Genomic DNA, 24723 nt, shown 5'->3' on the forward strand with positions numbered 1-24723 from the left:
GGCAATTTGGCCAGTTGACCCTTTTGGCGAATTGAGCGGAAGGCCTGAACTCCCGTTTATCAGACAAGCAACTTTTCTCCATAAAGGCCGTTGCAAAAGGGCCAAAGACGATAAATCGCCATTGTTGACTTTTAATCGATTCCTGCACTGAGCCCTTTTCCAGTGGTCGTTTCACGAAAAAGCTGATGGGACGATTAGTCCACTTTGTGACGCGGTTGCTCTCGCTCGAAGTCGTGGTGACAATGCCGAGCAGCAGTCGATACCGACTCGCCGACAACCAGGGGACACCATGATTGAAGTGAACGCAACACGCTGGCAACGCACATCACGGCCCCTGCGGCGATACGCGGCGGCAGTGCTGGCAAGCTGCGCCGGACTGGCGCTGGCGCAGCAACTGGCGCCTCCACCGATCCCCGCTCCCGCCAGCGCGCCGCACAATGTGATCCCCGCCGTCTGCCTGCAACCGCTGTCGGCGACCAACCTGCAAGGCGTCGCCAACTTCATCTGGTCGGCGTGCCCGCAATTGCTCAACTGGCCGCACGACAGCACACCGCGGATGACCGGGCCATCGCCCAGCGGCAAGGGCTCGGTGCACGGTTTTGTGCTCAATTACTACGCACCCTCTGTGTATGCCTGGCTCAAGGCCGGCAGGCCGGACGGCGGCATTCCGAGTGGCGCGCTGATCATCAAGCAGATGTACAACGACAACAACGGCCAGCCGGGCGCGGTGAATGGCTGGACCATCATCGTCAAGAAGAAGGACGCCTCCTATGACGGCTGGTTCTGGGGCTACGTTGATCCGCAGAAGCAGAACGGCGGCGACGGGCTTTACGGCGGCCAGTTCTACGACCCGAACTGCGTGGGTTGCCATGCGTCTGCCAGCACGCGCGAGTTGACCTTCTCTTCGCTGGTCAACATCACCGGCAACTTTGGTGGCACCGCAATGCCGCAACGCAATGGCCTTTCCGGCGGTTCGTTGCATGCGCGGGTGATGACGCTCGCCAGCGCCACCGATGCCGCCAAAGCAACAGCCACATCGGGGGGCGCAAGCAGCCTCGTTCCCGGCGCGCCGCCGGTGATCCCCACCGACATCCCGCCGCAAAGCGCGAGCAAGGTGATCGTCGGCGCCGCCGGGCCCACCGGCTTCGTCAGCTCCGACGTTTGCTCCGGTTGCCACGACGCCAGTAATCTCGCGTTCGGCATTCAGGCCAACATGACCTGGCCGCAGAACCTGCCGCCGTCGAAGTTCCCGACCACGCCGCTGCGCAACTTTTCACCCTTCGGCGAATGGGGCGCGTCGATGATGGGGCTCGCCGGCCGCGACCCGGTCTTTCAGGCGCAGCGCGAATCGGAAACGCTGACCTATCCCTCGGTCGCGAAAGAAATCGACAACACCTGCTACACCTGCCACGGCGTCATGGGCAAGCGGCAACTGCTGACCGACAAGCCGGACGCCCTCTTCACCCACGCCGACTTCATCGCCACCACTGGCCCCAACGCCACTTACGGCGCCCTCGGCCGCGACGGCATCTCCTGCCTCGCCTGCCACCGCATGACGCCCGAAGGTCTGGGTACCGAGGCGAGCTTCACCGGCAACTTCAAGGTGACGGACCCGAAGACGGTGTACGGTCCGTATCAGGACGTGGTGACCTTTCCGATGAAAAATTCGATCGGCATGACGCCCACACACGGCGCGGCGATCACCGATCCGGCGATGTGCGGCTCCTGCCACGTCGTTGAAACGGAGATCCTCGACAAGACCAAAACCTACACCCGCGAGAGTTTCTACAAGCAACCGAAATCGCACGAGCAGACCACCTACCTCGAATGGCTGAACAGCCGCTACCAGACCAAGACGCCACCGGGGCCTGGCGCCACGCCGCAGACCTGCCAGCAGTGCCACATGCCGCGCACGATGGATGGACAGCAGATCACCACCAGGATCGCCAACATCCAGGACAACACCTACACCGATGCACAGGGCCAGCCGTTCCCGAACACTGCGCCGGCCGCCGACATCACGATGAAGCCGCGCAACGAGTTTGGCCGCCACACCTTCGTCGGGGCCAACGTCTTTGTGCTGGAAATGTTCAAGCAGTTCGCGCCGCAGCTCGGTCTCACTGTCAATGATCCCAACTACGACACCAGCACCTTCAAGTTTGTGCCGGTACTTGATCTGTCGATTCAGGAAACGACGAAGCAGGTGCAAAACGCGACTGCGAGCGTCGCCATCGTCGCCCAGCGACGCAGCGCCAGCGGCCTCGACGTGGACGTGCAGGTGGTCAACAAGACCGGTCACAAGTTTCCGTCGGGTGTCGGCTTCCGTCGTGCCTTCATCGAGTTCACTGCGATGGATGCCACTGGCAAGGTGGTCTGGTCGTCCGGACGCAGCACCGACAAGGGCGTACTGATCAACGATCAGGGACAGACGCTCGCCACCGAGTTCAGCAAGACGCAATGGCAGCCGCACTGGCGCATCATCACCGGCAGCAATCAGGTGCAAACGTATGAGGTTCGCACCAAGGACCTGCAGGGCCTGCTCACCACCAGCTTCCTTGGCCTCGCAAAGTCGGTGAAGGACAACCGGCTGATGCCCGTCGGCTGGTCGCCAAACGGCGCCTACGCAAGCTGGACTGCCCCGATAGCAGTGCCCGCCACCGGCAGCCCCGGCTACTACAACGGCAGCGGCAGCGACCTGATCACCTATCGCATGCCACCCGCCGTCGCCGCACAGGTGAAGACGGTGCGGGTAACGCTCAACTATCAGTCGATCCCGCCGTACTACCTGCAGGATCGCTTCACCATCGGTGGCAACAACCCGTCTACTGCGACGCTGCGCGCGCTGGTGCAATACGTCGACTACTCGAACACGGCGGCAAAGGGATGGAAGCTGCCGGTGGCGAGCGCGGCGGTTGCCATCCGCTAAATTCGGCGGATGATCATCACCATCCGCCAACGCTGGCTTGCGGCGCTCGCCCTGTTTGCGTTCGTGCTGCCAGCGTGCAGCGCGTGGGCAAAGGAGCCCGCGCTCCTGCTCGCCAACGTGCTTGGGCCGCATGTCGATGTCACCCAGTATCTGGTCAGCGAGAAATTCGACGGCGTGCGTGCGGTGTGGGATGGCAAGACATTGCGCTTCCGCAGTGGGCGCGACGTGCCTGCGCCGGCGTGGTGGCTGGCGAAACTGCCAGCGACGCCACTCGACGGCGAGCTGTGGCTCGCGCACGGGAAGTTTGATGAGCTTTCCGGCATCGTTCGCACCTCACCGGCCGTCGATAGCGACTGGCGGCGGGTTAACTATCTGATCTTCGAGTTACCGGATGAAGCCGGTGCCCTGGGAACGTTTGAACAGCGCTACAGCCGTATCCGGGAGGTTGTTGCCAAGGCTCAGTGGGCTTCGCTACAAGTGGTCGAACAAACCCGTGTGGCTGATCGCGCGGAGTTGAAGCGCCGGCTTGATCGCGTGGTGAAGGCCGGCGGTGAGGGCCTGATGCTGCATCTGGCCAATGCGCCTTATGTGACCGGCCGCAGCGACGTACTGCTCAAGCTGAAACCACTGCTCGATACCGAAGCCACCGTCGTCCGCCACATCCCGGGCAAAGGCCGCAACGCCGGGCGGCTGGGCGCGCTGGAAGTGCGCACCCGTGACGGTATCGTGTTCCGGCTGGGCACCGGTTTCAGCGATGCGCAGCGCGACAACCCGCCGCCGGTCGGCAGCCTGGTTACCTACACCTATCGCGACGTGACGCCCAGTGGCAAGCCACGCTTCGCGAGCTTCCTTCGTGTGCGCGACGATCCCTGAGCAGCGTCACTCCGCCGCGCAGAACGCGACGCCTTCATCTGCCCAGCCAAGTCGCGTCACCATGTCCTGATGTTGGGCGAGACTGGTCGAGAAGCGATGGTTGCCGTCATCCACGTAGCGCGGCGGCCCCTTGAAGGCGCGGTAAATCGGCGCCGTACCCGCAGGGCATTTGCCGGTGGCATCGGGTAGCACGGCGTAGCCCTCGACCCCTTCAAGAAACGGCTTCACCGGTTGCGGCTGATTGGTCGGGTTCAGCCCGCTCAGGATCAATTGGTCGCTGGCCAGCGCCGTGAAGAAGTGGGATCCGCGGGTGCCGCCACGCGCGACCTCGGCGAAATAATGGCGCTCCAGCGGCGACGTCCGCAAGTTCGGCGTGGCAAATACCCTGATCTCCTTGCCGGTGCGCGCCCAGGCCGGCACCTGGTCGAGTGCAGCCTTGTCACCGTCGCGCCCGGTCAGGAAGTAGTAGTCGAGACCGGCGTGGTAGTACTCGGTCAGCGCCCGGGCGACCTTCTGGCCAGCCGGCAACACATCCAGCGCCACCGAATTGCTGTTGACCGGGCAGCCCACCGCGAGCGGGTTGTAGACGTAGACCGGCAGGCGCCCCACAAACGGCAGGCTGGCGCGGGTAAGCGTGATCTTGAGCGTGTTGGCATCGACGTACTGCGGCGTCAGCAGCACACGATTGATCGACACCCGCGTCTCTGCCGAGAAGCCAGTGCCGCTGAGCGTCAGGGTTGACGTGGCCGCATCGTCGCCAAAGTTCGACGGCGTGATGCTGGTCAGTGTGAGCGCTACGGGCACCGTATTGAAGGTCGCCACAAACTCGGGCATCACGTCGCCGATGGTCGCACCGCTAGTCAATGCACGGCCCGAGGCGATCCCCGACCAGCCGAGAAAGTTGGCGCTAGTCACCCCAACCACCGGAGCCAGCGTGGCGCTGACCGTGCTGCCGTAGCGCACGTAACTGGCGGTGTCGCTCAGCGTCATGGTTGCTGCGCAGGACGGGATAACCTGACGATAAGTAACCCACTCCTTGTGCGCCCGTATGGTCACAGTACGCGAACCACCCGTCGGCATCGCCACTTCACCAGTCGCTGCGTTATCGAGACCGTCGATACCGTCGATCGCATAACGGCTGGACAGGGTCAGGGGCTGTGGTGTTGACGCGGTGACGCGCCAGGTGCCTGCCGTATCACGCAACAGGCGGGGCACGATGCCGCCGCTGGAACCACCGCCCGGCGGAGAAATGCTCGCCACCACGCCTTCGAGCTGGCCATCGGCCTGCACATCCACCGCAATGGAGTTGCCAGCGTGGAAGGCGGCGCCAATGGTGTTGTCCGGGGTTGGGAACAGCAGCAGCGATGCATCGGGGCGCACGCCGGTACCGCCGCCGAAGACATAGGCCGAGCCGCTCGCCGTGAAGTAGTTTTTGTAGCCGGGTGCAGCCACCGCACGAATATCGAAGATGCTGTATTGCGGGTAGAGATTGCTGGTGCCGCGCCACGGCGCCGCGCGGGGCGTGACCGTGACGGTGCCGCCGGTCTGCGTCGCAGCCGTGCTGCTCACTCGGGTCAGCCGCGAAAAGTTGGCAGTCAGCACGGTGGTCAAAGGAGCACTCACCGGCGCACCGAGCGTGCCATCGCCGGCGATCACCTGCCACGTCAACAGCCGCGATGGCGCAGCGCTCGCGTCCTGGCTCCAGCGCGCGAAGCCGAACGAAAAGTCGTTCTGCGTCTGCAGCTCGTCCGGCGCCCACAGGCGATGCACCGACCCGATCGGCCATTGAAAGGTGACCGGCGTGGTAACCCGCACGCCGTCGATGACCACATCGAGACCAGCCGGATGAGTGACCACGGTCGTGGCCATCGGCGCCGTGGCGTACAGTCGCGCGAGCGCATCAACGTCCGCCGTGGAATAGGTAACCCGGCTGCCGACATCAATGCCGGCCGGTCGGGTTTCCATCGTGATGAGGTCGGTGTAGGCGTTGAACCCAAAGCGGCTGTAGTGCATGATCGACGCGTAGTCGTAGCCATTCAGCGTGCGCGAATAGAAGGTCTGGTCGCTCTGCGAGCGCCACGTCGGTGGAATGCGGCTCAGCCGGGTCTCGATGAACGGCGCCGGATCAACGTCCTGCTGCACGTGCAGCAATCCCATTGCGTGCCCCATCTCGTGCAGCAACACGCCGGCCGGACAGGCTGGTTCGCCGACAATCGTCTGCCGCCCGCCAGCGCGGCCCAGCGCGCTGGCACATGAGCCGGCACCGGGTGACGCCAGATTGAACGCAACGTAGTCCGTCTCCGCTGCGCGCGGCACCCAGCGCACGATGCCGGCCAGCGCGCGGTTGGCCTCGGTGACGGCGGCAGCGATCGCGGCGTTGTCGCCCGCCTCGATGGTGTAGGGCACCTCGACAATGCCTGATGCGGCCTTGCGCCAAAGCCCCAGATCAGAGTCAACCGTCAGCGCCTTGATCGACTCTGTCACAGGAACCGTTACCCCGCCGGCGTTGGCCAATCGCTGGCGCAATGCCAGCGTGTCGGCTTTCACCCGCTCGGCACTACCAATAATGATGTCGCCTTCCACCACGGCATAGCCAGCACGCTCGACATAATTGACCCAGCGCCCGCGCCAATGCGCCTGCAATAGTTCGTCAGCGGTGGCAACACCGGTGGGCAGGATAGTCCCGATCAGTGCCGCTGCCATCAGCAGTCGCTTCATTCATGTCTCCGAAAGTTAAGGCGCGCCCGTAGTAGCGCAACACAGACAAGCTGCATTCTAGGAAGGGACGGCCATTCGGCGCCGCAGCTTGCAATCACCAAAGCGACTGACGGCAATCCGTGCCAATTTGTGCCATCGGGTGCAGCGCGACGTGGATGGAGCGCCACACCCGCACCGTGCTCATGATGCAGCGCAAAACACAACACGAGTTGGCCTACCTACAATGGGCTGGAGGGAAGCACTGAGCAAGTCTCCGCATCCCCATGAGTTGAGGACTTGCCCAGCGATTCCCTGTTGGCCGCAACAAGGGAGTCGTCATGAATACAGCGAGCAGCAAGATCCGCACCGTAGCCCTGGTGGGCCACGGTGCGGCCGGCAAAACCACGCTGGCCGAGAGCCTTCTCGCGGCCAGCGGCGCCATCAACAGTCGCGGAAGCGTCGAACGCGGCAACACCCTGCTTGACTTTGACCCACTGGAAAAGGAAATCGGCCATTCACTGCAGGCGGCGATGGCCAGCTTCCAGTGGACTGGCGCCCAGGTTCACCTGATCGACACACCGGGGTACCCCGATTTCATGGGCCAGGCGATCGGGGCGCTGGCGGCCGTGGATTGCGCGCTGCTGGTGGTCAACGCGCAAACCGGGATTGAGCTGGCCACCGAGCGCATGTTCAACCTCGCGGGCGACCGTGGCTTGTGCCGCATGATCGTCATCAACAAGATCGATGCCGACAACGTGGATCTCCCGGCGCTCGTCGCCAATGTCCGCGACCGCTTCGGCAAACAGTGCCTGCTGCTCGACTTGCCGGTACATCACGGACAAGAGGTCGTGGAGCTGCTCGGTCATGACAGCGGTGAGAGCGACTTTGCTTCCATAGCCGCCGCACACCGCGCACTGATTGACCAAATTGTCGAGGAAGACGAAGACCTGATGGCGCGCTACCTCGAAGACGGCACCGACCCGAGCCCCGAGGCGCTGCACGAACCGTTCGAGCGCGCGCTGCGGGCGGGGCACTTGATCCCCATCCTGTTCGTCTCCGCCCGCACCGGTGCCGGCATCCCGCAGTTGCTCGATGCCATCGCGAAGCTGGCGCCGAACCCGGCCGAAGGCAATCCGCCGCCGTTCTATCGCGGCGAGCCGGGGCAACCGCATGAATCGTTCTCCGCCGTGCCCGATGACAGCAAACATGTGCTGGCGCATGTGTTTCAAGTGATCGTGGACCCCTTCATGGGCAAGCTCGGCGTGTTCCGCGTGCACCAGGGGACGGTCCGCAAGGATTCACAGCTCTTTGTGGGCAGTGGCAAGCGCGCGTTCAAGGTGGCGCATCTCTATCGCCTGCACGGCAAGGATTACGTCGAGGTACCGCAACTGGTGCCCGGTGACATTGGCGCCGTGGCCAAGGTGGAGGAGATCGAGTTCGACTGCGTGCTGCACGACTCGCACGACGAAGATCACATCCATCTGCAGGCACTGGAATTTCCGCAACCGATGCAGGGGCTCGCGGTCGAGACCAGACGCAAGGGCGACGAGCAGCGGCTGTTTGACATCCTGCACAAGCTGGAGCTGGAAGACCCGTCGTTCCGGACCGAGCGGCACCCCACCACCAACGAGGTGGTGATTCGCGGTATCGGCGAGATGCACCTGCGCTCGAAGCTGGCCCGCATGCAACAGCAGTACAAGCTGGAACTTGACACCAGCCCGCCGCAGATCGCCTATCGCGAGACCATCACCGGCAACGCCGAGGGCCACTGCCGGCACAAAAAGCAGAGCGGCGGCGCGGGCCAGTTCGGCGAAGTGATGCTGCGCATCGAGCCGCTCCCGCGTGGCGCCGGCTTCGAGTTCGTCGATGTGGTCAAGGGCGGAGCGATCCCGAGCGTGTTCATGCCTGCCGTCGAGCGCGGCGTGCGGCAGGCGCTGGCGACGGGCGTGGTTGCCGGCTTTCCGCTGCAGGACATTCGGGTCACGGTCTACGACGGCAAGACGCATGCGGTGGACGGCAAGGAGATCGCCTTTGTCACCGCCGGCCGCAAAGCCACCATCGACGCCGTGCGCAAGGCCAGTCCGATCCTGCTGGAGCCGATGGTGACCGTCGAGGTGGTGGCGCCGGATGTATCGATGGGAGACCTGACCGGTGACCTCGCCGGGCGACGTGGCCATGTCACCGGCACCCAGACGCGGCTTGCCGGCACCGTATCCATCAGCGCGCTGGCCCCGCTGGCGGAGCTGGAGAACTACCAGGGCCGACTGAAATCGCTGACCGGTGGCAAGGGCGCTTACAGCATCGCATTCTCGCACTACGCCCAGGCGCCGGGTGCCGTGCAGCACGAACTGGCGAGCAAGTACAAGGCGGTGGACATCGACGACTGAAGCCACGTCGCGCCCCGGTCAGGCCCTGAAAAATCCGTGACGGCAATGACGGGTCAGGGCTAAACTCGCCCCGCATTTGCCACTGTCGATAGCGCAGCCTCTCTGCGCTACCGCAGCAACATCGGATGGAGCAGCGTGAATTCACCCAATCGGATCCTGCGCGACCTGGTACCTGACGGCTCGCGCGTGGCGGCTGGCGTTGTCGCGCTGCTGATCATCGTCGCTACCGTGCTGCTGCTGCCGGTCGCTGAACAACCGCTCGGCGAAGTCAAGCCGTTTCTGCCGATGTTTGCCACCACCGTGGTGATCACCGAGTACCTGACGGCGTACATGCTCTACACGCACTTCCGTTCGTCCCGCATGGCCTATCTCGCCGCACTGGCGAGCGCCTCGGTGTTTGTGGCGATCATGGCGGCGGTGCAGGTGCTCATCTTTCCGGGCGTGTTTTCGGAGACGGGCCTGCTCGGCGCCGGCGCGCAAAGCGCGGTGTGGATCTGGACGTTCTGGCACGGCGGCTATCCGTTCTTCGTGTTGCTGGCGCTGTTGCTGCTGACGCCGGCGGTGGCACGGCGCCGCGCCGGCGTCCTGTCTGGCTGGGCGCATGCCGAGCTGGCGCTTGCGGCAGGTGCCGCGATCACGCTGGCAACATTGGCGGTTGCTGATGGTGGCCAGCTGCCGCCACTGATCGACGGCGCGGCCTACACGCGGCTGATTCACTCCCCGGCTGCGCCCGTGGTGCTGGGCATCAATGTGCTGGCGCTGCTCGCCTGTCTCGCCATCACGCGGCTGCGGGACCTGCTGAGCGCCTGGCTTGCGGTGGCGCTGCTCGCCAGCCTTGCTGATGTCGCGCTGACACTGGTCGCCGGCGCCCGCTACAGCGCCGGCTGGTACGCCGCACGCTGCCTGAGCATGGTGTCGTCGTCAGTGGTGCTGGGCGTGCTGGTGTGGCAAACGTCAAACCTCTATCGCCAGCTTGCACGTGCCCACGAAGCACTGGCGGAACGCGCGGTTCGGGATGCGCTGACCGGCGCCCATAACCGCGGCCATTTCATCGACCAGTTTCCGCGTGACCTGCGCCGTGCCTCGCGGGAGCGCCTGCCACTGGCAGTCCTGATGGTCGATATCGATTACTTCAAGGCCTATAACGACATGTACGGCCATCAGAAGGGTGACGAGTGCCTGCGCGCCGTGGCGCACGCCATGCAGCGCGTGCTGCGCCGGCCTGGCGACTATCTGGCGCGCTACGGTGGCGAAGAGTTTGTGGTGGTGCTGCCGAACACCGATACCAGCGGCGCCCTGCATGTGGCGGCCGCTGTCCGTGAGGCAGTCGCCGCGCTGGCGATCGTCGGCGCGCAGGCTGCCGATCGCAATGTCACCATCAGTATCGGCATTGCCACCTTCAACCCCGACTTCGACACTTTTGATGCCGACGTGTTGGTACGCCGTGCCGACGATGCGCTCTATCGGGCCAAGCGTGAAGGGCGCGACCGCGCCGAGCTGTTCGACAGCAAGCGGCCGGATTTGATCACCGAGCTGCGCGATCCATAGTCACCGTGCCAGCTCAATCCGGCCGGTCGTCGCCCACCCCGCCATCGGGCTGCACAGTCGGCGCATCGCGCCCCCTTTTTCTACGCTTCAACCTGCTGTTTCAGCGCAGCGAGCCCGGCGTCAAATTCGCGCGCCATCATCTTGTCCATATTGAGCACCGTGCTGATCAGCTTCATCAGGTAAGTAGTATTGCCCTCCATCGCCCAGCTCACGCGGGTGCCGCCGCCTTCAGGCGTCAGGGTAAACGCCACCTGATTGTCAGCAGCGAACGGCGCCTGCATCAGCAGGTGCATGTGCACATAGTCGCTGGCGCGGCTGTCAGTGATTTCCACCGAGCCAGTACCGACATCCTTATTGCCGACAAAGGCATAGCGGGCGCCAACGCCGGCGGCCGGGCCGCTGAGCTCACCACGGATGTTGGGGTCTTTCTTGACGAACGGGTTCCAGGTCAGCGATGCCGCCATATCGTTGATCAGCGGAAATATTTTCTCTGCCGGCGCATTGATCAGCAGTGAACGCTCAAAGCGGCCACGGTCCGGTTTCGAATTGACGTACAACAGGAAGGCGACGATCAGCATGCATAGCGCGACGATCCAGGGTGTCAGTGGCATGTTGGGCTCCTTGCAAACTACAGCGTGGCGGCCAGCGCGGCCATCTGTTCGGCGACTTTGCCCCAGCCTTCGTGGAAGCCCATCGCCTCATGAGCGGCGCTGTCCTCTGCGCTCCAGTGCAGCGCACGCGCCGTGTAGCGCGTCTTTCCGCCTTCGTCCTCGAAGGTGATGATGCCGGTGAAGAACGGTTTGCCGGACGGCACCCAGGCCGACGTATACGCGTCGGTGAACACGATCTTGCGGTTCGGGATCACTTCCAGATACACGCCACGATTGGGCATCTGGGTCCCGTCCGGCCCCTGCATCACGATGTAACTCGCACCACCGGGCCGCACATCGGTCTCGACGTGCACGGTCTTCCACGGCGGTGGTGTAAACCATTGCACCATCAGCGCCGGCTCGGTCCAGCAGCGATAGAGTTTTTCGGCAGGCACGTCGAACACTCGGGTGATCGACAGCTCGTGCGAGCCGTTCGCATCGGTAAAGCAGTTCTGGGTGTCGTCGGACATGGTGGACTCCGTTTTGAAATTGGGCGTTGCAGCGGACCTGCGCGCGGCCAGATTTGTTCAGGCCCGGTTGACGATCTGGAAGCCGCCGAAAATCATGCGCTTGCCATCAAAGGGCATCTGGTGCTGCTCCGGCTGAAAGCGGGCATCCGTCTGCATCTTGCCCCACGCTTCGTCGCGCACGCCGCGCGATGGCCAGGTGATCCAGCCATAAGCGATGGATTCGTCAGGCTCGCGCTTGACCGCCATGGTGAACGAGGTCAGTTTGCCCTCCGGCACATCGTCGCCCCAGCAGTCGACGACCTCGAGCGCACCGTACTCGCGGAAGATCGTGCCGAACTTCTTTGCATAGTCGATGTAGGCCTGCTTGTTCTGGTTGTTGACGGCACAGACAAAGCCGTCAACGTACGTGGAATCGGTCATGACTGTTGTTCCTCAAATGTTGTGAACGTGCCGGTCAAAGTCGATGTCATTGCGCGTTGCTGGCGGCCGTGCGCAGCGTGGGTTGCTGCGCGCAGAGGCCATCCGGCGCCCCGAGCAGGGTGGCGATGTAAGTGCGCAGTTGAGCAATGCATTGCGCGGCGATGGCAGCACTGCCCTGCGCCTTGGCAAGAATGAAGGCGCCCTGGATCACTGCCTGGGTGTAGAGCGCGACCATCTCCGGGTCCCAGTCGGCGTCGGCGGCGTACTGCGCCTTTGCCGCAGCCAGATGAACCGCCACCGTGTGTGCGTGCGACGCAATGCCGGCGTTGCAGGCATCACGCACGCGCGGATGCGTGTCGAAGGTCTCCTGCACCATGGTGCCCAGCAGACAGGTGAAATCGGGCAATTCGCCCTGCAGCAGCTCGGCGCGCAGATCGATATAGGCAAGCACGCGATCACGCGGGTCGGGCAGCGTCTGGTATGCCGACTGCGCAAACAGGCCGCCCGTCATCGTGTTCCAGTGCTCGACAGCGGCGAGAGCAAGGTCTTCCTTGCTTTTGAAGTAGTGGAAGAAGCTGCCCTTGGTCACCCCGGCTTCGGTACAAATGTCGTCAACCGTGGACGCCGAGTAACCCTTGCTGCGAATGACATGCAATGCGGCGTCCAGCAGCCGGGAACGGACGTTGAGTGCGGCGGCGTTCATGGTTGGATGCGGTGTGCGCCGGTCAGTTTGGCTATCAGCATGGTCAGTCGGGAATCACCGGTTCCACCAGTTGCGCCAACTGGACGAGCGACTCCTGCCAGCCGAGGTAGCACATCTCGACGGGAATCACTTCCGGAATGCCGGTCTGGACGATGTCGATCTCGGTGCCGCAAAGCACTGTCTTGAGATTGATCGTCGTTTCCATTTCACCCGGCAAACCTGGATCATCAAACTTGTCGGAGTAGCGGATGCGCGCGTCCGGCACCAGTTCACGATACTCCCCGCCAAAGGAGTGGCCCTTGCCCGACGAGAAGTTGTGGAACGACATGCGAAAGCCACCGCCAACGCGGGCGTCCAGGTGATGCACCGTGCACGTGAAGCCGAACGGCGGCAGCCACTTGACGACCGCGTCCGCGGTCAGGACGGCGCGATAGACGCGATCGGGCGTGGCCCGCAACACGCGGTGCAGGCGGACGGTTCCTGTTGCCATGATGATCTCTCCCCTTCGACTGTCAATGATTGAGCTGACCGGCGATTGATTCGCTTCCGAGGCTTCGTCCGTCGCGTCGTCGTGCGGCCGCGGCGCACTATTTCGCGCCATCCTGCGACAACGCGTCGTCAGCATACCAACCAGTTGGTATATGCGCAATAGGAAGATCCAACCGCATTCAACATTTCTGCAAAAACGCCATTCAGTCAGGGCTTTGGCGATGATTTGCTTGAAAGTCGACTTTGCGAACAATATTGCGTCAAGCCCTTATTCAATGGCACTTATTTCGAAAAGCTGATACCTACCCAAAACGAAGCCACCAGTACCCAGAGTTGTTCCCGGCGCGAATGTTTTGATTCGGATCAACCCGGCATCACTTTTGCGCGGCAGCGAGCAATAATCGCGCTTCGATCGAAAGGAGAGTGCAATGGCCCGATTGAACGTGAACGGCAAGCCGCTGGAGTATTCAGCGGATGAGGGAACCCCGCTCTTGTGGGTGCTGCGTGAACAACTGGGCCTGACCGGCACCAAATATGGCTGCGGCGTCGCGCAATGCGGCGCCTGCACGGTGCACATTGATGGAGTCGCCGTGCGCTCATGTGCCATGCCCGCCGCTGTAGTGAAGGCAACGCAAAAGATCACCACCATCGAGGGCCTGAGTCCCAATGGTTCACACCCAATCCAGAAGGCGTGGCAGGCGCTCGACGTGCCGCAGTGCGGTTTCTGCCAGTCCGGCATGATCATGGCGGCCACTGCGCTGCTGAAAGACAAGCCGAACCCGACCGACAAGGACATCGATGACGCGATGACCAACATCTGTCGCTGCGGCACCTACAACCGCGTCCGCGCCGCGATTCATGTCGCCGCCAAAGAGATGGCCGCTGCGAAGAGCGGCGGCAAGATGCACTCGAAAGCAGAGCTCGGCAAGACCTCGCTCAACATTGAGCACGTGGAAGGAGCCAAGGCATGAATTCTCCCACTCGCAAATCCGCATCCACGGCCGCTGGCGCGCCCGCCCGCGTGAGCCGTCGCAACTTCCTCAAGCAGAGCGCCGGCGCCACCGGCGGTCTGGTGCTCGGCTTCCATCTGCCACTGATGGGCCAGCAGGCGCTCGCGCAGGGTGCCGCAGCAGCCACCATGCCGCCCGAGATCAACGCCTGGGTGGTGATCCAGCCCGATGATCGCGTGGTGATCCGCATCGCCCGCTCCGAGATGGGCCAGGGCACGCTCACCGGCCTCGCGCAGCTCGTTGCCGAAGAGCTGGAATGTGACTGGGCAAAGGTCACCACCGAATACCCGACACCGGGCCAGAACCTCAAGCGCGAGCGCGTGTGGGGAGACTTCTCCACCGGCGGCAGTCGCGGCATCCGGCAATCGCACGACTATGTGCGCAAGGGCGGCGCCGCCGCACGCATGGCGCTGATGCAGGCGGCCGCCGACGGCTGGAAAGTGCCGGCTGCGGAATGCAGCGTCAGCAAGGGCGTTATCACCCACGGCCCCAGCAAACGCAGCACGACGTACGGCAAGGTTGCCGTCGCTGCGTCCAAGCTGCCGCAGCCGAAGGACATCATGCTGAAGCCGGCGAAGGACTGGAAGATCGCCGGCAAGCGCATTGCGCGCCTGGATACTGTTGACAAAACCACCGGCAAGCAGGTCTACGGCATGGACCTCAAGCTGCCCGGCATGCTCAACGCCGCGATGACCGACTGCCCGATCTTTGGCGGCAAGGTGAAGAGCTTCGACGAAGCGGCCGTGATGAAGCGCCCTGGCGTCAAGAAAGTGGTGCGCGTCGGTGACAGTGGCGTTGCCGTGATCGCCGACACCTGGTGGCGCGCCAAAACCGCGCTCGATGCGCTCAAGGTCGAATGGGACCCAGGCCCCAACGCCAAGGCCAGCAGCGAAGCGTTCGCCGAGGTGCTCAATGAAGCGCTGGAAAGCACCGACGCCGTCATCGGCAATGACGTCGGCAACGCGGTCAGCGCCATTGACAATGCGGCGCGACGCATTGAGGCGGTATACAGCTACCCGCATCAGAACCACGCTTGCATGGAGGTGATGAACGCCACCGTGAAGTGGACGTCGGAGCGCTGCGAAGTCTGGCTGCCCACGCAGAATGGCGAAGCAGCGCTGGCCGCCACGGCCGAAGCTGCAGGCCTCAAGCCCGCGCAATGCGAGGTCTACAAGATTCACCTGGGCGGCGGTTTCGGTCGTCGCGGCGCCACCGACTATGTACGCAAGGCGGTGCTGATCGCGAAGGAAATGCCGGGCGTGCCGATCAAGATGCTGTGGTCGCGCGAGGAGGACATGGCGCAAGGCCGCTTCCATCCGGTCACCCACTGCAAACTGGTTGCCGGGCTTGATGACAAGGGTGAGATTGCCGGGCTGACCATGCGCATCGCCGGTCAGTCGATCCTCGCCACGGTGAACCCGCAGATGATTCGCGACGGCAAGGACCCGGTCGTCTTCCAGGGCCTCAATCCTCCCGGCCCTGAAGCGTCAATCGGCTACACCTTCCCGGCGCTGCGCGTGGATCACGCGATGCGCAACCCCTCGGTGCCTGCCGGCTTCTGGCGCGGCGTGAACCTGAACCAGAACACGATCTACCTCGAGTGTTTCATCGACGAGATCGCGCATGCCACCCAGCAGGACCCGCTCGCCCTGCGTCGCAAACTGATGGCAAAGAGTCCCAAGCACCTCGCAGTGCTCAATGCCGTTGCGGCGAAGATTGGCTATGACAAACCCGCGCCCGCAGGCGTCTTCCGGGGCATCGCGCAGACAATGGGCTTTGGCTCCTATGTCGCCGCGATTGCCGAAGTGTCGGTTGGCAAGGGGGGTGAACTCACCATTCACCGCATCGTGGCCGGCACCGACTGCGGCAACGCCGTGAACCCGCAGCAGATCGAGGCACAGGTCGAGGGCTCATTCGTCTACGGCCTGTCGGCGGCGCTGTATCAGGAGTGCACCGTGAAGGACGGTCGCATCGAGCAGACCAACTTCCACAACTATCCGAGTCTGAAGATGGCGCAGATGCCGAAAGTGGAGACCGTGCTGGTGCCATCGGGTGACTTCTGGGGTGGGGTTGGTGAGCCGACCATTGCCGTAGCCGCGCCGGCTGTGCTCAACGCGATCTTCGCAGCGACCGGCAAGCGCATCCGCAACCTGCCGCTGAAGGATCAATTGAGCAAGGCCTAGCCACTCTTGCGGTCATTCAGTGGAGTCTTGCCTGACATGACACCTGTCGCGCTTCGTCTCGGCGTGCCGATGGTGGCCGCTGCGTCACTCGCGCTGACCGGAGCGGGCGGCGCGATGGCTGCTGCTCCGGCCACTGCCGGCACCGCTACGGCTGGCGAGGATGGACTGCTGGAGCCGCTGACAGCGACCGCTGGCAGCGCCGAACGCGGGCGCGCACTGGTGGCCCAGCGGCAGCTAAGTCAGTGCCTGCTTTGCCATCAGGCGCCGCTGGAGGTGCCGTTTCAGGGGGATATCTCGACCAACCTCGCCGGCGCTGGCGCGCGCTGGACGGCGGCGCAACTGCGTCAGCGACTGGTGAACCCGCGCCGGCAAAACCCGGCTTCCATCATGCCAGCCTATTTTGAGACCGCGCCACGGAATCGCGTCGGTGCTGCGTGGCGCGACAAGACTATCCTCGATGCACAGCAGATCGAGGACGTGGTTGCCTGGCTGCAAACACTGCGATGAACCGCCGCACCCTGCTCGGAGCCAGCGCCGCCGGCACGCTGCTGATCGCAATGCGGTCGCTGGCGGCAAATATTGTCGTTTCACCCATCCTCAGCGAACTCGCCCGCGCCTACGCAGGCCCTGGTGCCGCGCTACGCGAAGGGCGCGTGAAATTTGACATTACACCGCTGGTCGAAAACGGCAACAGCGTTCCCGTAGAGGTGACGGTAGACAGCCCGATGACCACCGCGCAGCACGTCACCGGTATCGCCATCTTCAACGAGAAAAATCCGCAGAACGATGTCGCCGTATTTGAACTGACGCCTCTCTGCGGGCGCGCACGTGTGGCCACGCGAATCCGCCTGGCTACGTCGCAGCAGCTGATTGCCGTGGCCAAAATGAATGACGGCAGTTGCTGGACGCACACCGTGGAAGTAATCGTCACCACCGCTTCGTGCGTGGAGGAGTAGCAGCGGTGGCCAGTGCACTCATCACCATGCCCAAGGCGGCCCGTGCCGGCGACGTGATAGAGGTACGCGCCCTGGTGCAGCACGCGATGGAGACAGGCTACCGCCGCTCATCGGAAGGGGCACTGCTGCCGCGCGACCTGATCCGCCGCTTCACCTGCAGTTTCGTCGAGGGCACGGGTCAGTCGGTGAGCACCAGCGACGGTTCAAGCAAGCCGGGCAGCCGTCTGGTCTTTGCTGCCACGCTGCATGCTGCCGTTGCCGCCAATCCCTATTTCGCTTTTCACTTCCGGGCGGAAAGAAGCGGCACGCTGATTTTCATCTGGACGGGTGACAATGGTTTCGCCCACCGCGAACAGGTGAATCTGCTCGTCACGTGAGGGCCTATCGTTCGCCAATGCGGCTTGCTCTCGCAATAGCGGCGCTGGTCATCGCGCTCACATCAGCCGCCGAGCCCCGCAAATCTGGCATCGACTACGCATCCGCTGCAACGCAGACGCTGCAAAAGGACGACGCGCAGAACCCCGGCATGTTGTGGGTGAAGGACGGACAGGCTCGATGGACCGAGCGCACCGGTGCTGCCAACAAGGCCTGCGCCGACTGTCACGGCGAGATCGCGAAGATGCGTGGTGTTGCAGTGCGCTATCCTGCGATGGCAGCACCTTCAGCCGCAACAGCGTCGGCAACCAGCACGCAACGCGTCATCAACCTGGCACAGCAGATCAACCAGTGTCGCGTCGAGCGGCAACAGGCCAGCGCGTGGCCCGCAGAAAACGCGTCATTGCTGGGGCTCGAAGCGGCACTGGCGTTCGAAAGCCGCACGCTACCCATTGCGCCGCCGGTGCAGCCCTTGCTGGCAGCGGCGCAGGCGCGCGGCGAAGCGCTCTACCGCCAGCGCATAGGGCAGATGGATCTGAGCTGTCGCGACTGCCACGACGGACTGGCTGGCAAGCGTCTGGGCGGCAACATTATTCCGCAAGGGCACCCGACCGGATATCCGATCTACCGCCTTGAATGGCAGGCAGTGGGCAGCCTGCAACGCCGTCTGCGCGGCTGCATGACAGCGGTGCGTGCCGAACCCTACCCGTACGGCAGCAGCGAACTCCTCGATCTGGAGGCTTACCTGATGAAGCGTGCGTCCGGAATGCCGCTGGAGACACCGGGGGTTCGACCCTGACACTCGCGCTGCGGCCCGGTGATTTCCGTCAAGCCAGCCGACTCCCGCTGCAGGACATCGCCACTCCTTTTGCTTTGGATGTCGCTTCGGCGGGGTGAACTCCGTCTAAAGAAATTACGCGTTCGCCCGCCATCCAAAACATCAAAGTATCACGCTGCCATGAGATTTCGAGAAAAATTCTTCCATTCAGTTTGCCGCGTATTTTTCGCCGCCACAGTCACTGCGGCGTTGACCGTCACGTCCGCCGCCGCTGCGGTCGATTCAGCAAAGCCGGCAATCCAGCTCGCGGCTGGCGAGAAGATGGCGCACAAGGTAGTCGCCGGTGCACTCGGCCCATGGCAGCAGGCAAGTGTGTGGTTGACTCAGTCGGACACGATTGATGACGGTCCGTACAGCGGCCGTGTAGCAGGCGCGGACGGCAGCGTTCACCCGTTGCCACCGCCGGACGAGCCGGAGTCAGCTTTCATGATGAAGGTACGCGCGGTGATGTTCCGAAACGTTGACCAGGATTCATCGAAAGAGCTGATCGTCCTGTTTTCGGCCGTGCGGATCGGGCCGCAGCAGACACCCTACTACGCCGCCTGCGTATACAAGTGGACCGGCACCGCCTTTGTCCGCATGACGGACGTCGAGTCCAGGCTCCGCGGCGCTCGAACCGCTGCTGACGTGACGCAGCGGCTAGCCGTGAAACCCGCCACGCGTGGGGCGGTTAAATGACATTCGCGGTGGGCGCCCTGTTCAGCGCTGTCGAATCGAACAACTACCGCATGCTGTGGACGATGATGCATGCGATGACTATGGACGAATTGGTGAAGGCCGGCACCGCCGTCGGACCACAGCGCCTTCGCGAACTACTGTTCCGATTTGTCGGGAAATCACGGAAGCCGTCGCAACTTGCCTCTTCTGCGCCAGCAGTGTCTTCCGCCACGGCCAACCTCGAAGCAGTCATTCCCGAGCTACTCGCAGAGGCGTTTGCTGACAAGACGTTTCTTCCGGCGTCTCGTGGCGAAGCGATAACCAGGGAAATTCGCCAGTTATTGCGGACCGTGCACAATCAGCGCGCTGCCTCGCCGCAGATCGTGCTCTATCGCGACGTGACGCATACGCTGCCCTCGCCGAATTTCTGCCCGGCGCCATTGACTGACGCAAATTTCGCTGACGTCGCAAGCCGAAATGGCATCTGCGTGGCGGCGATCAAAGCAGTGGCGCAAGTCGAATCGGGCGGCCGAAGCGGATTTGACGACCAATACCGCGCCAAGATACTTTTTGAAGCGCACCACTTTCGCAAGCACACCGCCAAAAGGTTCGACCTGAGCCACCCTCATCTTTCGTGTCGGCGGGCGTCCGCGAAGAAGTACTACTCGTGGAATCAGTACAGTCGTTTATTCGAAGCGATGGTACTCGACCCCGTCGCAGCCATCAAAGCCTGCTCGTGGGGGAAGTTTCAGGTTTTGGGCTCCAATCACAACGGTTGGCCCGATCCGGTGTCATTCGCTCGCGCGATGCAGGAATCAGAAAACAATCACCTGAAGTCGTTTGAGGCCTACTGCGTCACGAACGGGCTGATCGTGCATCTGAAAAACAAAGCATGGGCCAAGTTCGCTGAAGGCTATAACGGCAAGAACTACAAGGACTTCGACTACGACACCAAGATCGCCAAGGCATACGCGAAGTACGGCGGTACCTAACGCGCCAGCTCCGGGCCAAGGGTGACATCGAGCGCGACAAGACCAGCGCGCAACTGCATGTAAGCGGCGTCAACGACGTCCGGTGTTCCCTTCACGCCGAGGTCAATGTGCTTGCCGTACTGCGGGTGATCAACGCTTGGCAAACTGAACACCTTCACGCCCGGATGATCGCGCTCCACCGCCTCCATCAGCGGCGTCAGTGTTGCCTCCATCGCGCCGAACACGATCACCGATTTTTCGACGTAGGCGTCACGACGATGCAGGTGCGCGTATTTCGTATCGAGCAAGCCCTCAATCATCGGCCACGCCATCACCGGGAAGCCTGGTACGAAGTGCACGTCGCCCACCGAGAAGCCTGGGATCTTGTTGTAAGGGTTCGGAATAATCTCGGCGCCGTCGGGGAACACGCCCATGTTGAGGCGATGCACATTGTCAGCACGGTCCGGCTCGTACGCCACGCCCTGCTCGCGCGCCACGTCCTGCATGCGCTCGCGGATCAGCGCCTCTGCCTGCGGGTGCAACGCAAGCGGTACGCCGAGCGCTGCAGCCGCACATTGACGCGTGTGATCGTCTGGCGTCGCGCCGATACCGCCGGTCGAGAACACAATCTCGCCAGTCTCGCGTGAACGCGCAAACGCGCGCCGCAGCGCCGCCTCAATCCTCGGCCGATCATCACCCACATACTCCGCCGTCGCCAGCGCCAGCCCCCGCGCCGATAGCAGCTCAATCACCTTCGCCAGATGCTTGTCCTGCCGCTTGCCGGAGAGGATTTCGTCGCCCACGACGATCAGGGAGAAGGTCGCTGACGACGTGTTGGGTGATGTAGACATAGAACAACGAGTCTTTGATTGTCAGGTGACTGTCGGTTACGGATTTCGGCAACTAGCGCGCGTACAGCGCGGGCTGAAAGCCAACGAAGGCTTGGCGAACGGCGGTCACATCGCCAAGGGTGGCAAGCCCGTCACTGATCGCATCACCGAAGCGCAAACGCAGCAAGGGGACGAGTTGCCCGAGATCAAGTTCGTCTACCCCTTGTGTCTCGTACTGATCGAGCACGAAATTGATGAAGGCCTGCTGCTTCTCGCCGAAGTCGCGCGCAACTGCCGCCCGTGCAAATTCAGCGCGCTCGGCACGCGTCTTGGGTTCTGCGGCGAACGCAATGTAAGAGAGCACATCAAACAGATCACTCTTTTCAGCGCCGATCACGCGCTGCATCTCGGCGAGTTGCTCGCGGCTAAAACCTTTTTCTGCCAGCCCATCAAGCAATTGGCGGCGGGTTTCGGGGGCGCTCCAGAGCGCGCGCAACTCATCCTCGTTGGCGAAGAATTCCGGCAGGCGACCGAACAGCATTTCCATAAACTGCTGTGCCGACATCGGCGTGCCGTCGGCGTGCCAGAAGCTCGTGGCCATCATGTGCTGGATGTTGCGTGCCTTGCCATCAGCCAGTTTCACCCGCACCGTGCGGCGTGCCTGCGCAGCGGCATCACCAGCCTCCTCCGCCGCGCCACCTTCCGCCTCCGCTGGCCACTCAGGTTGCGGCTCTCGCACTTGATGAACCGCCGGTGGTTCTGGTGCCAGCGGCTCGCCGTCCCATTCCGGATCGTTGAAATGATGATGCGCCCGCACAAAGTCGTAGATCGTGAAGTACGCTTTGCCGTCAAACAGCCGCGTGCCGCGTCCGATGATCTGCTTAAACTCGATCATGGTGTTCACTGGTCGCATCAGCACGATGTTGCGGACGTTGCGGGCATCCACGCCCGTTGAGAGTTTTTGCGAGGTGGTCAGGATCGTCGGGATGGATTTTTCGTTGTCCTGAAAATCGCGCAAATGCTGTTCGCCGAGCGCGCCGTCGTTGGCCGTCACGCGAACGCAGTAATTCGGCTCCTTGCTGGCCTTGATCTGGTTAATCAGGTCGCGCACCACCAGCGCGTGCAGTTGCGTGGCGCAAAAGACCAGTGTTTTTTCTCGCTGGTCAATCTGCTCCATGAAGACTTTCACGCGATGCGCCTCGCGCTCCCTGATCTCGATAATGCGGTTGAAATCCTTCTCTTCGTAGCGTTTACCTGCTTCAATTTCACCCTCGATCAGCGTGTCGTCCGGCGTGTACACATAGTCGTCCAGCGTCGTTGCAATCTGCTTCACGCGAAATGGCGTGAGGAAGCCATCGTTGATGCCGTCCTTCAGCGAATACGTGTAAACCGGTTCACCGAAATATGCGTAGGTATCAACGTTGTCATCCCGCTTCGGCGTCGCCGTCAATCCGAGCTGCACAGCAGGCGAGAAGTAGTCGAGGATGCCGCGCCAGCTACTCTCGTCGTTGGCACCGCCACGATGACATTCGTCGATCACGATAAAGTCGAAGAAGTCCGGCGGGTACTCGCCGAAGTACGGCGAGCCAACGGCGGCGTCATTGGGCGTCTGAATCGCTGCGGTCACGTCATTCCCGCGCAGGCGGGAATCCAGACCGTCTGCGCTGGACTCCCGCCTGCGCGGGAGTGACGATTCCTGACCGCTCATGAATGTCTGAAAAATCGTGAAGAAGATGCTCCCGTTCTTCGGCACCTGCCCCTTCTTGCGGATATCGTCGGGCGCGATGCGCACCAGCGCATCGTCGGCAAACGCTGAAAACGCGTTGTACGCCTGATCGGCCAGGATGTTGCGGTCGGCGAGGAAGAGGATGCGTGGCCGGCGAGCGGGTTCGCGCGTCAGGTTCCAGCGGCTTTGAAACAGCTTCCACGCAATCTGGAACGCGATGAAGGTCTTGCCGGTACCGGTCGCGAGCGTCAGCAATATGCGTCGCTGCCCGTCCGCGATGGCCTGCAGCACACGCTCCACCGCGATGTCCTGGTAGTAGCGCCCCTGAAAGTAGCCGCCGCGATCCTCGAACGGCACCGCCGCAAAGCGATCGCGCCATGCGTCCGCTTCGGCAAAGGTCAGGTTCCACAGCTCGTCAGGCGTCGGGAAGGCGGCGCGCTCACCCTCCTGCCCCGTGTCCATGTCGATGCCGTAAACGCCCTGCCCGTTGGTCGAGTAGGTGAAGCGCACCGAGAGCTTGGCGGCGTAGTGCTTAGCTTGCCCCACGCCCTCCGTCAGTGGCTGATCCCACGCCTTCGCCTCCACCACCGCAAGCTTGGTGTTGCGGTAGATCAGCACGTAGTCCGCCGTCAGCGCCTTGCCGCGCCGCAGTGGCCCCTCGATGCGCCCCGGTGCAATTGCGTATTCACGCCGGATGCGGCTGCCTTCCACCACGCCCCAACCCGCTGCCGCAAGCTGCGGGTCAATGTGTTCGGCGCGAGTTTCGGCTTCGTTCATTCGCTACACATTCTTGAGCACATAGTGCCCAGTCTTCGCGCCGCCGACTTTTTCCACCAGGCCCGCCTCAATCAATGGTCGCAACAGGTCCATTGCACCCTGCCGGGACACGCTCAGCGCCGACCAGATTTCGTTCGGCGCCATGCTGCCGTGGTCACGCAGCAGGTGCAGCAGTTGCTCCTGTCGCGGGCGCAGCGCGAGCTTTCGCGTGGCATTGCCCTGAATCGTCTGGATGCGTAGCCACGCCCGCTCCAGCGTCGTGCGCAGTCCGGCGGCGCAATATTCCAGCCAGCCGCTCAGGTCATCGCCCGCGTGGCGCACGGCGTCCAGCTCGGCGTAGTACCGCGGCCGGTCTTCCCAATAAAACTCGTCGACCGAAAAAATGTGATGCGTATCAAATCCGCGCCGATACAGCTCCCACAGCGAAAGCGCGCGGCCCGTGCGGCCATTGCCATCTGCGAACGGATGGATTGACTCAAAACGATGATGCAGGATCGCCGAGCTCAGCACCGGCGAGAGCTTCGTCGCCGCCGTGTTCCACCACTCCAGCAGCTCGAACATCAGGCCCGACACAGCGTCCGCAGGCGGAGGCAAATAGTCCCCCACGCGCACACCCATCGTCCGGTATCGGCCCGCCTCGCCCTGATCCATCACCTCACCGGCCAGAATGCGGTGCAGCTCCAGCACATCGTCGTGACGAATCGTCTCGACAGCGGCATTTTTTTCGACATAGCGCAGCCCGGCGAAATAATTGATCACCTCACGTTTCGGGCGCTCGCCGGAGCGCGACAGCGTGCGCCCTTCCTCAAGCGCGCGCACCTGCTCCAGCGTCAGCGGATTGCCTTCGATGGCGGTGGAGGCGTGCACGTTGCGGGTACGGGTGTCCTTCTGCAACGCAGGAATCCATGCCAGATCAACTGCGGCGCTCTGAATGCGCTCCCGCAGCGCCGCGACCCGCTCCACCTCATTGAGCAGAGTCGCGCTGATGGTGAAACGGGGAACGTAGGCCATGCGCAAAGGCTAGCCAAACGTCAAGTATGAGTCAAGTTATTTGTCAAGTCACTGACACTATGTCGCAGGCGGCGACACGCCAAACACGTCAAACAAATATGTCGGCGTTTTTGCGTTTTTCCGACATGTTTCGGACTCATGTCGTTCGTGACGACATATCGGCGCAATGTGTCGCCAAAACGCTGGATTGACGACATATCGCTGGCGGCGGATGTTACCGCCAGTA

The 24723-nt window shown here is 62.8% G+C and carries 21 protein-coding genes; 12 read left to right on the forward strand and 9 right to left on the reverse strand.

Annotation, left to right across the window (positions count from 1 at the left end; all coding sequences use genetic code 11):
* Nucleotides 1-289: 289 nt before the first annotated feature.
* On the forward strand, nucleotides 290-2926 hold the full coding sequence (locus FKL89_RS15080; RefSeq protein ID WP_156863584.1) for a cytochrome P460 family protein: 2637 nt from the start codon (nucleotides 290-292) through the stop codon (nucleotides 2924-2926).
* A gap of 9 nt (nucleotides 2927-2935) precedes the next feature.
* Nucleotides 2936-3799, forward strand: a complete 864-nt coding sequence (locus FKL89_RS15085; protein WP_156863585.1) for a DNA ligase — start codon at nucleotides 2936-2938, stop codon at nucleotides 3797-3799.
* A gap of 6 nt (nucleotides 3800-3805) precedes the next feature.
* Here the strand turns inward: FKL89_RS15085 and FKL89_RS15090 are convergent, their stop codons facing one another.
* Nucleotides 3806-6517 carry a M12 family metallopeptidase gene (locus FKL89_RS15090; RefSeq protein WP_156863586.1) on the reverse strand — a complete coding sequence of 904 codons (2712 nt, stop codon included), beginning with the start codon at nucleotides 6515-6517 and terminating at the stop codon, nucleotides 3806-3808.
* 317 nt (nucleotides 6518-6834) lie between these two features.
* On the opposite strand from FKL89_RS15090, the gene fusA reads away from it, so the two are divergent.
* Together fusA and FKL89_RS15100 are read left to right on the forward strand one after the other, a co-directional pair.
* Complete coding sequence (gene fusA, locus FKL89_RS15095) at nucleotides 6835-8883, forward strand: elongation factor G (RefSeq protein WP_156863587.1); 2049 nt, start codon at nucleotides 6835-6837, stop codon at nucleotides 8881-8883.
* Nucleotides 8884-9018: 135 nt separating this feature from the next.
* Nucleotides 9019-10431 carry a sensor domain-containing diguanylate cyclase gene (locus FKL89_RS15100; RefSeq protein WP_156863588.1) on the forward strand — a complete coding sequence of 471 codons (1413 nt, stop codon included), beginning with the start codon at nucleotides 9019-9021 and terminating at the stop codon, nucleotides 10429-10431.
* A gap of 80 nt (nucleotides 10432-10511) precedes the next feature.
* On the opposite strand, the gene FKL89_RS15105 is transcribed toward FKL89_RS15100, so the two are convergent.
* Genes FKL89_RS15105 through FKL89_RS15125 form a run of 5 tightly spaced genes read right to left on the reverse strand, consistent with a single transcriptional unit; the run spans nucleotide 10512 to nucleotide 13164 of the window.
* Nucleotides 10512-11042 (reverse strand): SRPBCC family protein, encoded by a 531-nt coding sequence (locus FKL89_RS15105; protein ID WP_238363378.1) that lies wholly within the window; start codon nucleotides 11040-11042, stop codon nucleotides 10512-10514.
* 17 nt (nucleotides 11043-11059) lie between these two features.
* Nucleotides 11060-11551 (reverse strand): SRPBCC family protein, encoded by a 492-nt coding sequence (locus FKL89_RS15110; protein ID WP_156863589.1) that lies wholly within the window; start codon nucleotides 11549-11551, stop codon nucleotides 11060-11062.
* 57 nt (nucleotides 11552-11608) lie between these two features.
* Nucleotides 11609-11971 carry a DUF1428 domain-containing protein gene (locus FKL89_RS15115; RefSeq protein ID WP_156863590.1) on the reverse strand — a complete coding sequence of 121 codons (363 nt, stop codon included), beginning with the start codon at nucleotides 11969-11971 and terminating at the stop codon, nucleotides 11609-11611.
* Between the two features lie 46 nt (nucleotides 11972-12017).
* On the reverse strand, nucleotides 12018-12674 hold the full coding sequence (locus FKL89_RS15120) for a TetR/AcrR family transcriptional regulator (RefSeq protein WP_156863591.1): 657 nt from the start codon (nucleotides 12672-12674) through the stop codon (nucleotides 12018-12020).
* 43 nt (nucleotides 12675-12717) lie between these two features.
* Entirely contained in the window at nucleotides 12718-13164 is a 447-nt protein-coding gene (locus FKL89_RS15125; RefSeq protein WP_156863592.1) for an SRPBCC family protein, read from the reverse strand.
* A 427-nt stretch (nucleotides 13165-13591) separates the two neighbouring features.
* Between FKL89_RS15125 and FKL89_RS15130 the strand changes: the two genes are divergently transcribed.
* The 8 genes from FKL89_RS15130 (at nucleotide 13592) to FKL89_RS15165 (ending at nucleotide 20174) form a co-directional block, all read left to right on the forward strand.
* On the forward strand, nucleotides 13592-14134 hold the full coding sequence (locus FKL89_RS15130) for a (2Fe-2S)-binding protein (RefSeq protein WP_156863593.1): 543 nt from the start codon (nucleotides 13592-13594) through the stop codon (nucleotides 14132-14134).
* Nucleotides 14131-16356 carry a xanthine dehydrogenase family protein molybdopterin-binding subunit gene (locus FKL89_RS15135; RefSeq protein ID WP_156863594.1) on the forward strand — a complete coding sequence of 742 codons (2226 nt, stop codon included), beginning with the start codon at nucleotides 14131-14133 and terminating at the stop codon, nucleotides 16354-16356. Before FKL89_RS15130 ends, FKL89_RS15135 begins: the two co-directional genes overlap by 4 nt.
* Before the next feature lie 36 nt (nucleotides 16357-16392).
* Nucleotides 16393-16863 carry a sulfur oxidation c-type cytochrome SoxX gene (gene soxX / locus FKL89_RS15140; RefSeq protein ID WP_238363379.1) on the forward strand — a complete coding sequence of 157 codons (471 nt, stop codon included), beginning with the start codon at nucleotides 16393-16395 and terminating at the stop codon, nucleotides 16861-16863.
* A complete protein-coding gene (locus tag FKL89_RS15145) occupies nucleotides 16860-17312 on the forward strand; it encodes a SoxY-related AACIE arm protein (RefSeq protein WP_156863595.1) in 453 nt (150 codons plus the stop codon). Before soxX ends, FKL89_RS15145 begins: the two co-directional genes overlap by 4 nt.
* 26 nt (nucleotides 17313-17338) lie before the next feature.
* Nucleotides 17339-17689 carry a thiosulfate oxidation carrier complex protein SoxZ gene (locus FKL89_RS15150; RefSeq protein ID WP_156863596.1) on the forward strand — a complete coding sequence of 117 codons (351 nt, stop codon included), beginning with the start codon at nucleotides 17339-17341 and terminating at the stop codon, nucleotides 17687-17689.
* Nucleotides 17690-17706: 17 nt separating this feature from the next.
* Nucleotides 17707-18486 (forward strand): sulfur oxidation c-type cytochrome SoxA, encoded by a 780-nt coding sequence (soxA, locus tag FKL89_RS15155; protein ID WP_156863597.1) that lies wholly within the window; start codon nucleotides 17707-17709, stop codon nucleotides 18484-18486.
* 159 nt (nucleotides 18487-18645) lie between these two features.
* Nucleotides 18646-19203, forward strand: a complete 558-nt coding sequence (locus FKL89_RS15160) for a hypothetical protein (protein ID WP_156863598.1) — start codon at nucleotides 18646-18648, stop codon at nucleotides 19201-19203.
* Entirely contained in the window at nucleotides 19200-20174 is a 975-nt protein-coding gene (locus FKL89_RS15165; protein WP_156863599.1) for an N-acetylmuramidase family protein, read from the forward strand. The genes FKL89_RS15160 and FKL89_RS15165 overlap by 4 nt, the downstream gene beginning before the upstream one ends.
* On the opposite strand, the gene FKL89_RS15170 is transcribed toward FKL89_RS15165, so the two are convergent.
* Genes FKL89_RS15170 through FKL89_RS15180 form a run of 3 tightly spaced genes read right to left on the reverse strand, consistent with a single transcriptional unit; the run spans nucleotide 20171 to nucleotide 24497 of the window.
* A complete protein-coding gene (locus FKL89_RS15170) occupies nucleotides 20171-21004 on the reverse strand; it encodes a competence/damage-inducible protein A (protein WP_156863600.1) in 834 nt (277 codons plus the stop codon). The genes FKL89_RS15165 and FKL89_RS15170 overlap by 4 nt on opposite strands.
* Nucleotides 21005-21056: 52 nt before the next feature.
* Nucleotides 21057-23486, reverse strand: a complete 2430-nt coding sequence (gene hsdR / locus FKL89_RS15175) for an EcoAI/FtnUII family type I restriction enzme subunit R (RefSeq protein ID WP_156863601.1) — start codon at nucleotides 23484-23486, stop codon at nucleotides 21057-21059.
* Nucleotides 23487-23489: 3 nt separating this feature from the next.
* Nucleotides 23490-24497 carry a Fic family protein gene (locus FKL89_RS15180; protein ID WP_156863602.1) on the reverse strand — a complete coding sequence of 336 codons (1008 nt, stop codon included), beginning with the start codon at nucleotides 24495-24497 and terminating at the stop codon, nucleotides 23490-23492.
* Nucleotides 24498-24723: the final 226 nt, after the last annotated feature.

It is taken from the genome of Casimicrobium huifangae (assembly GCF_009746125.1).
Lineage (GTDB): Bacteria > Pseudomonadota > Gammaproteobacteria > Burkholderiales > Casimicrobiaceae > Casimicrobium > Casimicrobium huifangae.

Excerpts from the sequence above, each read along its gene's own strand:
- FKL89_RS15115 (WP_156863590.1), bottom strand. The coding sequence starts at position 11,971 with ATGACCGATTCCACGTACGTTGACGGCTTTGTCTGTGCCGTCAACAAC.
- FKL89_RS15085 (WP_156863585.1), top strand. The coding sequence starts at position 2,936 with ATGATCATCACCATCCGCCAACGCTGGCTTGCGGCGCTCGCCCTGTTT.
- FKL89_RS15170 (WP_156863600.1), bottom strand. The coding sequence starts at position 21,004 with ATGTCTACATCACCCAACACGTCGTCAGCGACCTTCTCCCTGATCGTC.
- FKL89_RS15150 (WP_156863596.1), top strand. The coding sequence starts at position 17,339 with ATGCCCAAGGCGGCCCGTGCCGGCGACGTGATAGAGGTACGCGCCCTG.
- FKL89_RS15130 (WP_156863593.1), top strand. The coding sequence starts at position 13,592 with ATGGCCCGATTGAACGTGAACGGCAAGCCGCTGGAGTATTCAGCGGAT.
- FKL89_RS15180 (WP_156863602.1), bottom strand. The coding sequence starts at position 24,497 with ATGGCCTACGTTCCCCGTTTCACCATCAGCGCGACTCTGCTCAATGAG.
- FKL89_RS15080 (WP_156863584.1), top strand. The coding sequence starts at position 290 with ATGATTGAAGTGAACGCAACACGCTGGCAACGCACATCACGGCCCCTG.
- fusA (WP_156863587.1), top strand. The coding sequence starts at position 6,835 with ATGAATACAGCGAGCAGCAAGATCCGCACCGTAGCCCTGGTGGGCCAC.
- FKL89_RS15135 (WP_156863594.1), top strand. The coding sequence starts at position 14,131 with ATGAATTCTCCCACTCGCAAATCCGCATCCACGGCCGCTGGCGCGCCC.
- hsdR (WP_156863601.1), bottom strand. The coding sequence starts at position 23,486 with ATGAACGAAGCCGAAACTCGCGCCGAACACATTGACCCGCAGCTTGCG.
- FKL89_RS15090 (WP_156863586.1), bottom strand. The coding sequence starts at position 6,517 with ATGAAGCGACTGCTGATGGCAGCGGCACTGATCGGGACTATCCTGCCC.
- FKL89_RS15105 (WP_238363378.1), bottom strand. The coding sequence starts at position 11,042 with ATGCCACTGACACCCTGGATCGTCGCGCTATGCATGCTGATCGTCGCC.
- soxA (WP_156863597.1), top strand. The coding sequence starts at position 17,707 with ATGCGGCTTGCTCTCGCAATAGCGGCGCTGGTCATCGCGCTCACATCA.
- soxX (WP_238363379.1), top strand. The coding sequence starts at position 16,393 with ATGACACCTGTCGCGCTTCGTCTCGGCGTGCCGATGGTGGCCGCTGCG.
- FKL89_RS15145 (WP_156863595.1), top strand. The coding sequence starts at position 16,860 with ATGAACCGCCGCACCCTGCTCGGAGCCAGCGCCGCCGGCACGCTGCTG.
- FKL89_RS15110 (WP_156863589.1), bottom strand. The coding sequence starts at position 11,551 with ATGTCCGACGACACCCAGAACTGCTTTACCGATGCGAACGGCTCGCAC.
- FKL89_RS15160 (WP_156863598.1), top strand. The coding sequence starts at position 18,646 with ATGAGATTTCGAGAAAAATTCTTCCATTCAGTTTGCCGCGTATTTTTC.
- FKL89_RS15165 (WP_156863599.1), top strand. The coding sequence starts at position 19,200 with ATGACATTCGCGGTGGGCGCCCTGTTCAGCGCTGTCGAATCGAACAAC.
- FKL89_RS15120 (WP_156863591.1), bottom strand. The coding sequence starts at position 12,674 with ATGAACGCCGCCGCACTCAACGTCCGTTCCCGGCTGCTGGACGCCGCA.
- FKL89_RS15125 (WP_156863592.1), bottom strand. The coding sequence starts at position 13,164 with ATGGCAACAGGAACCGTCCGCCTGCACCGCGTGTTGCGGGCCACGCCC.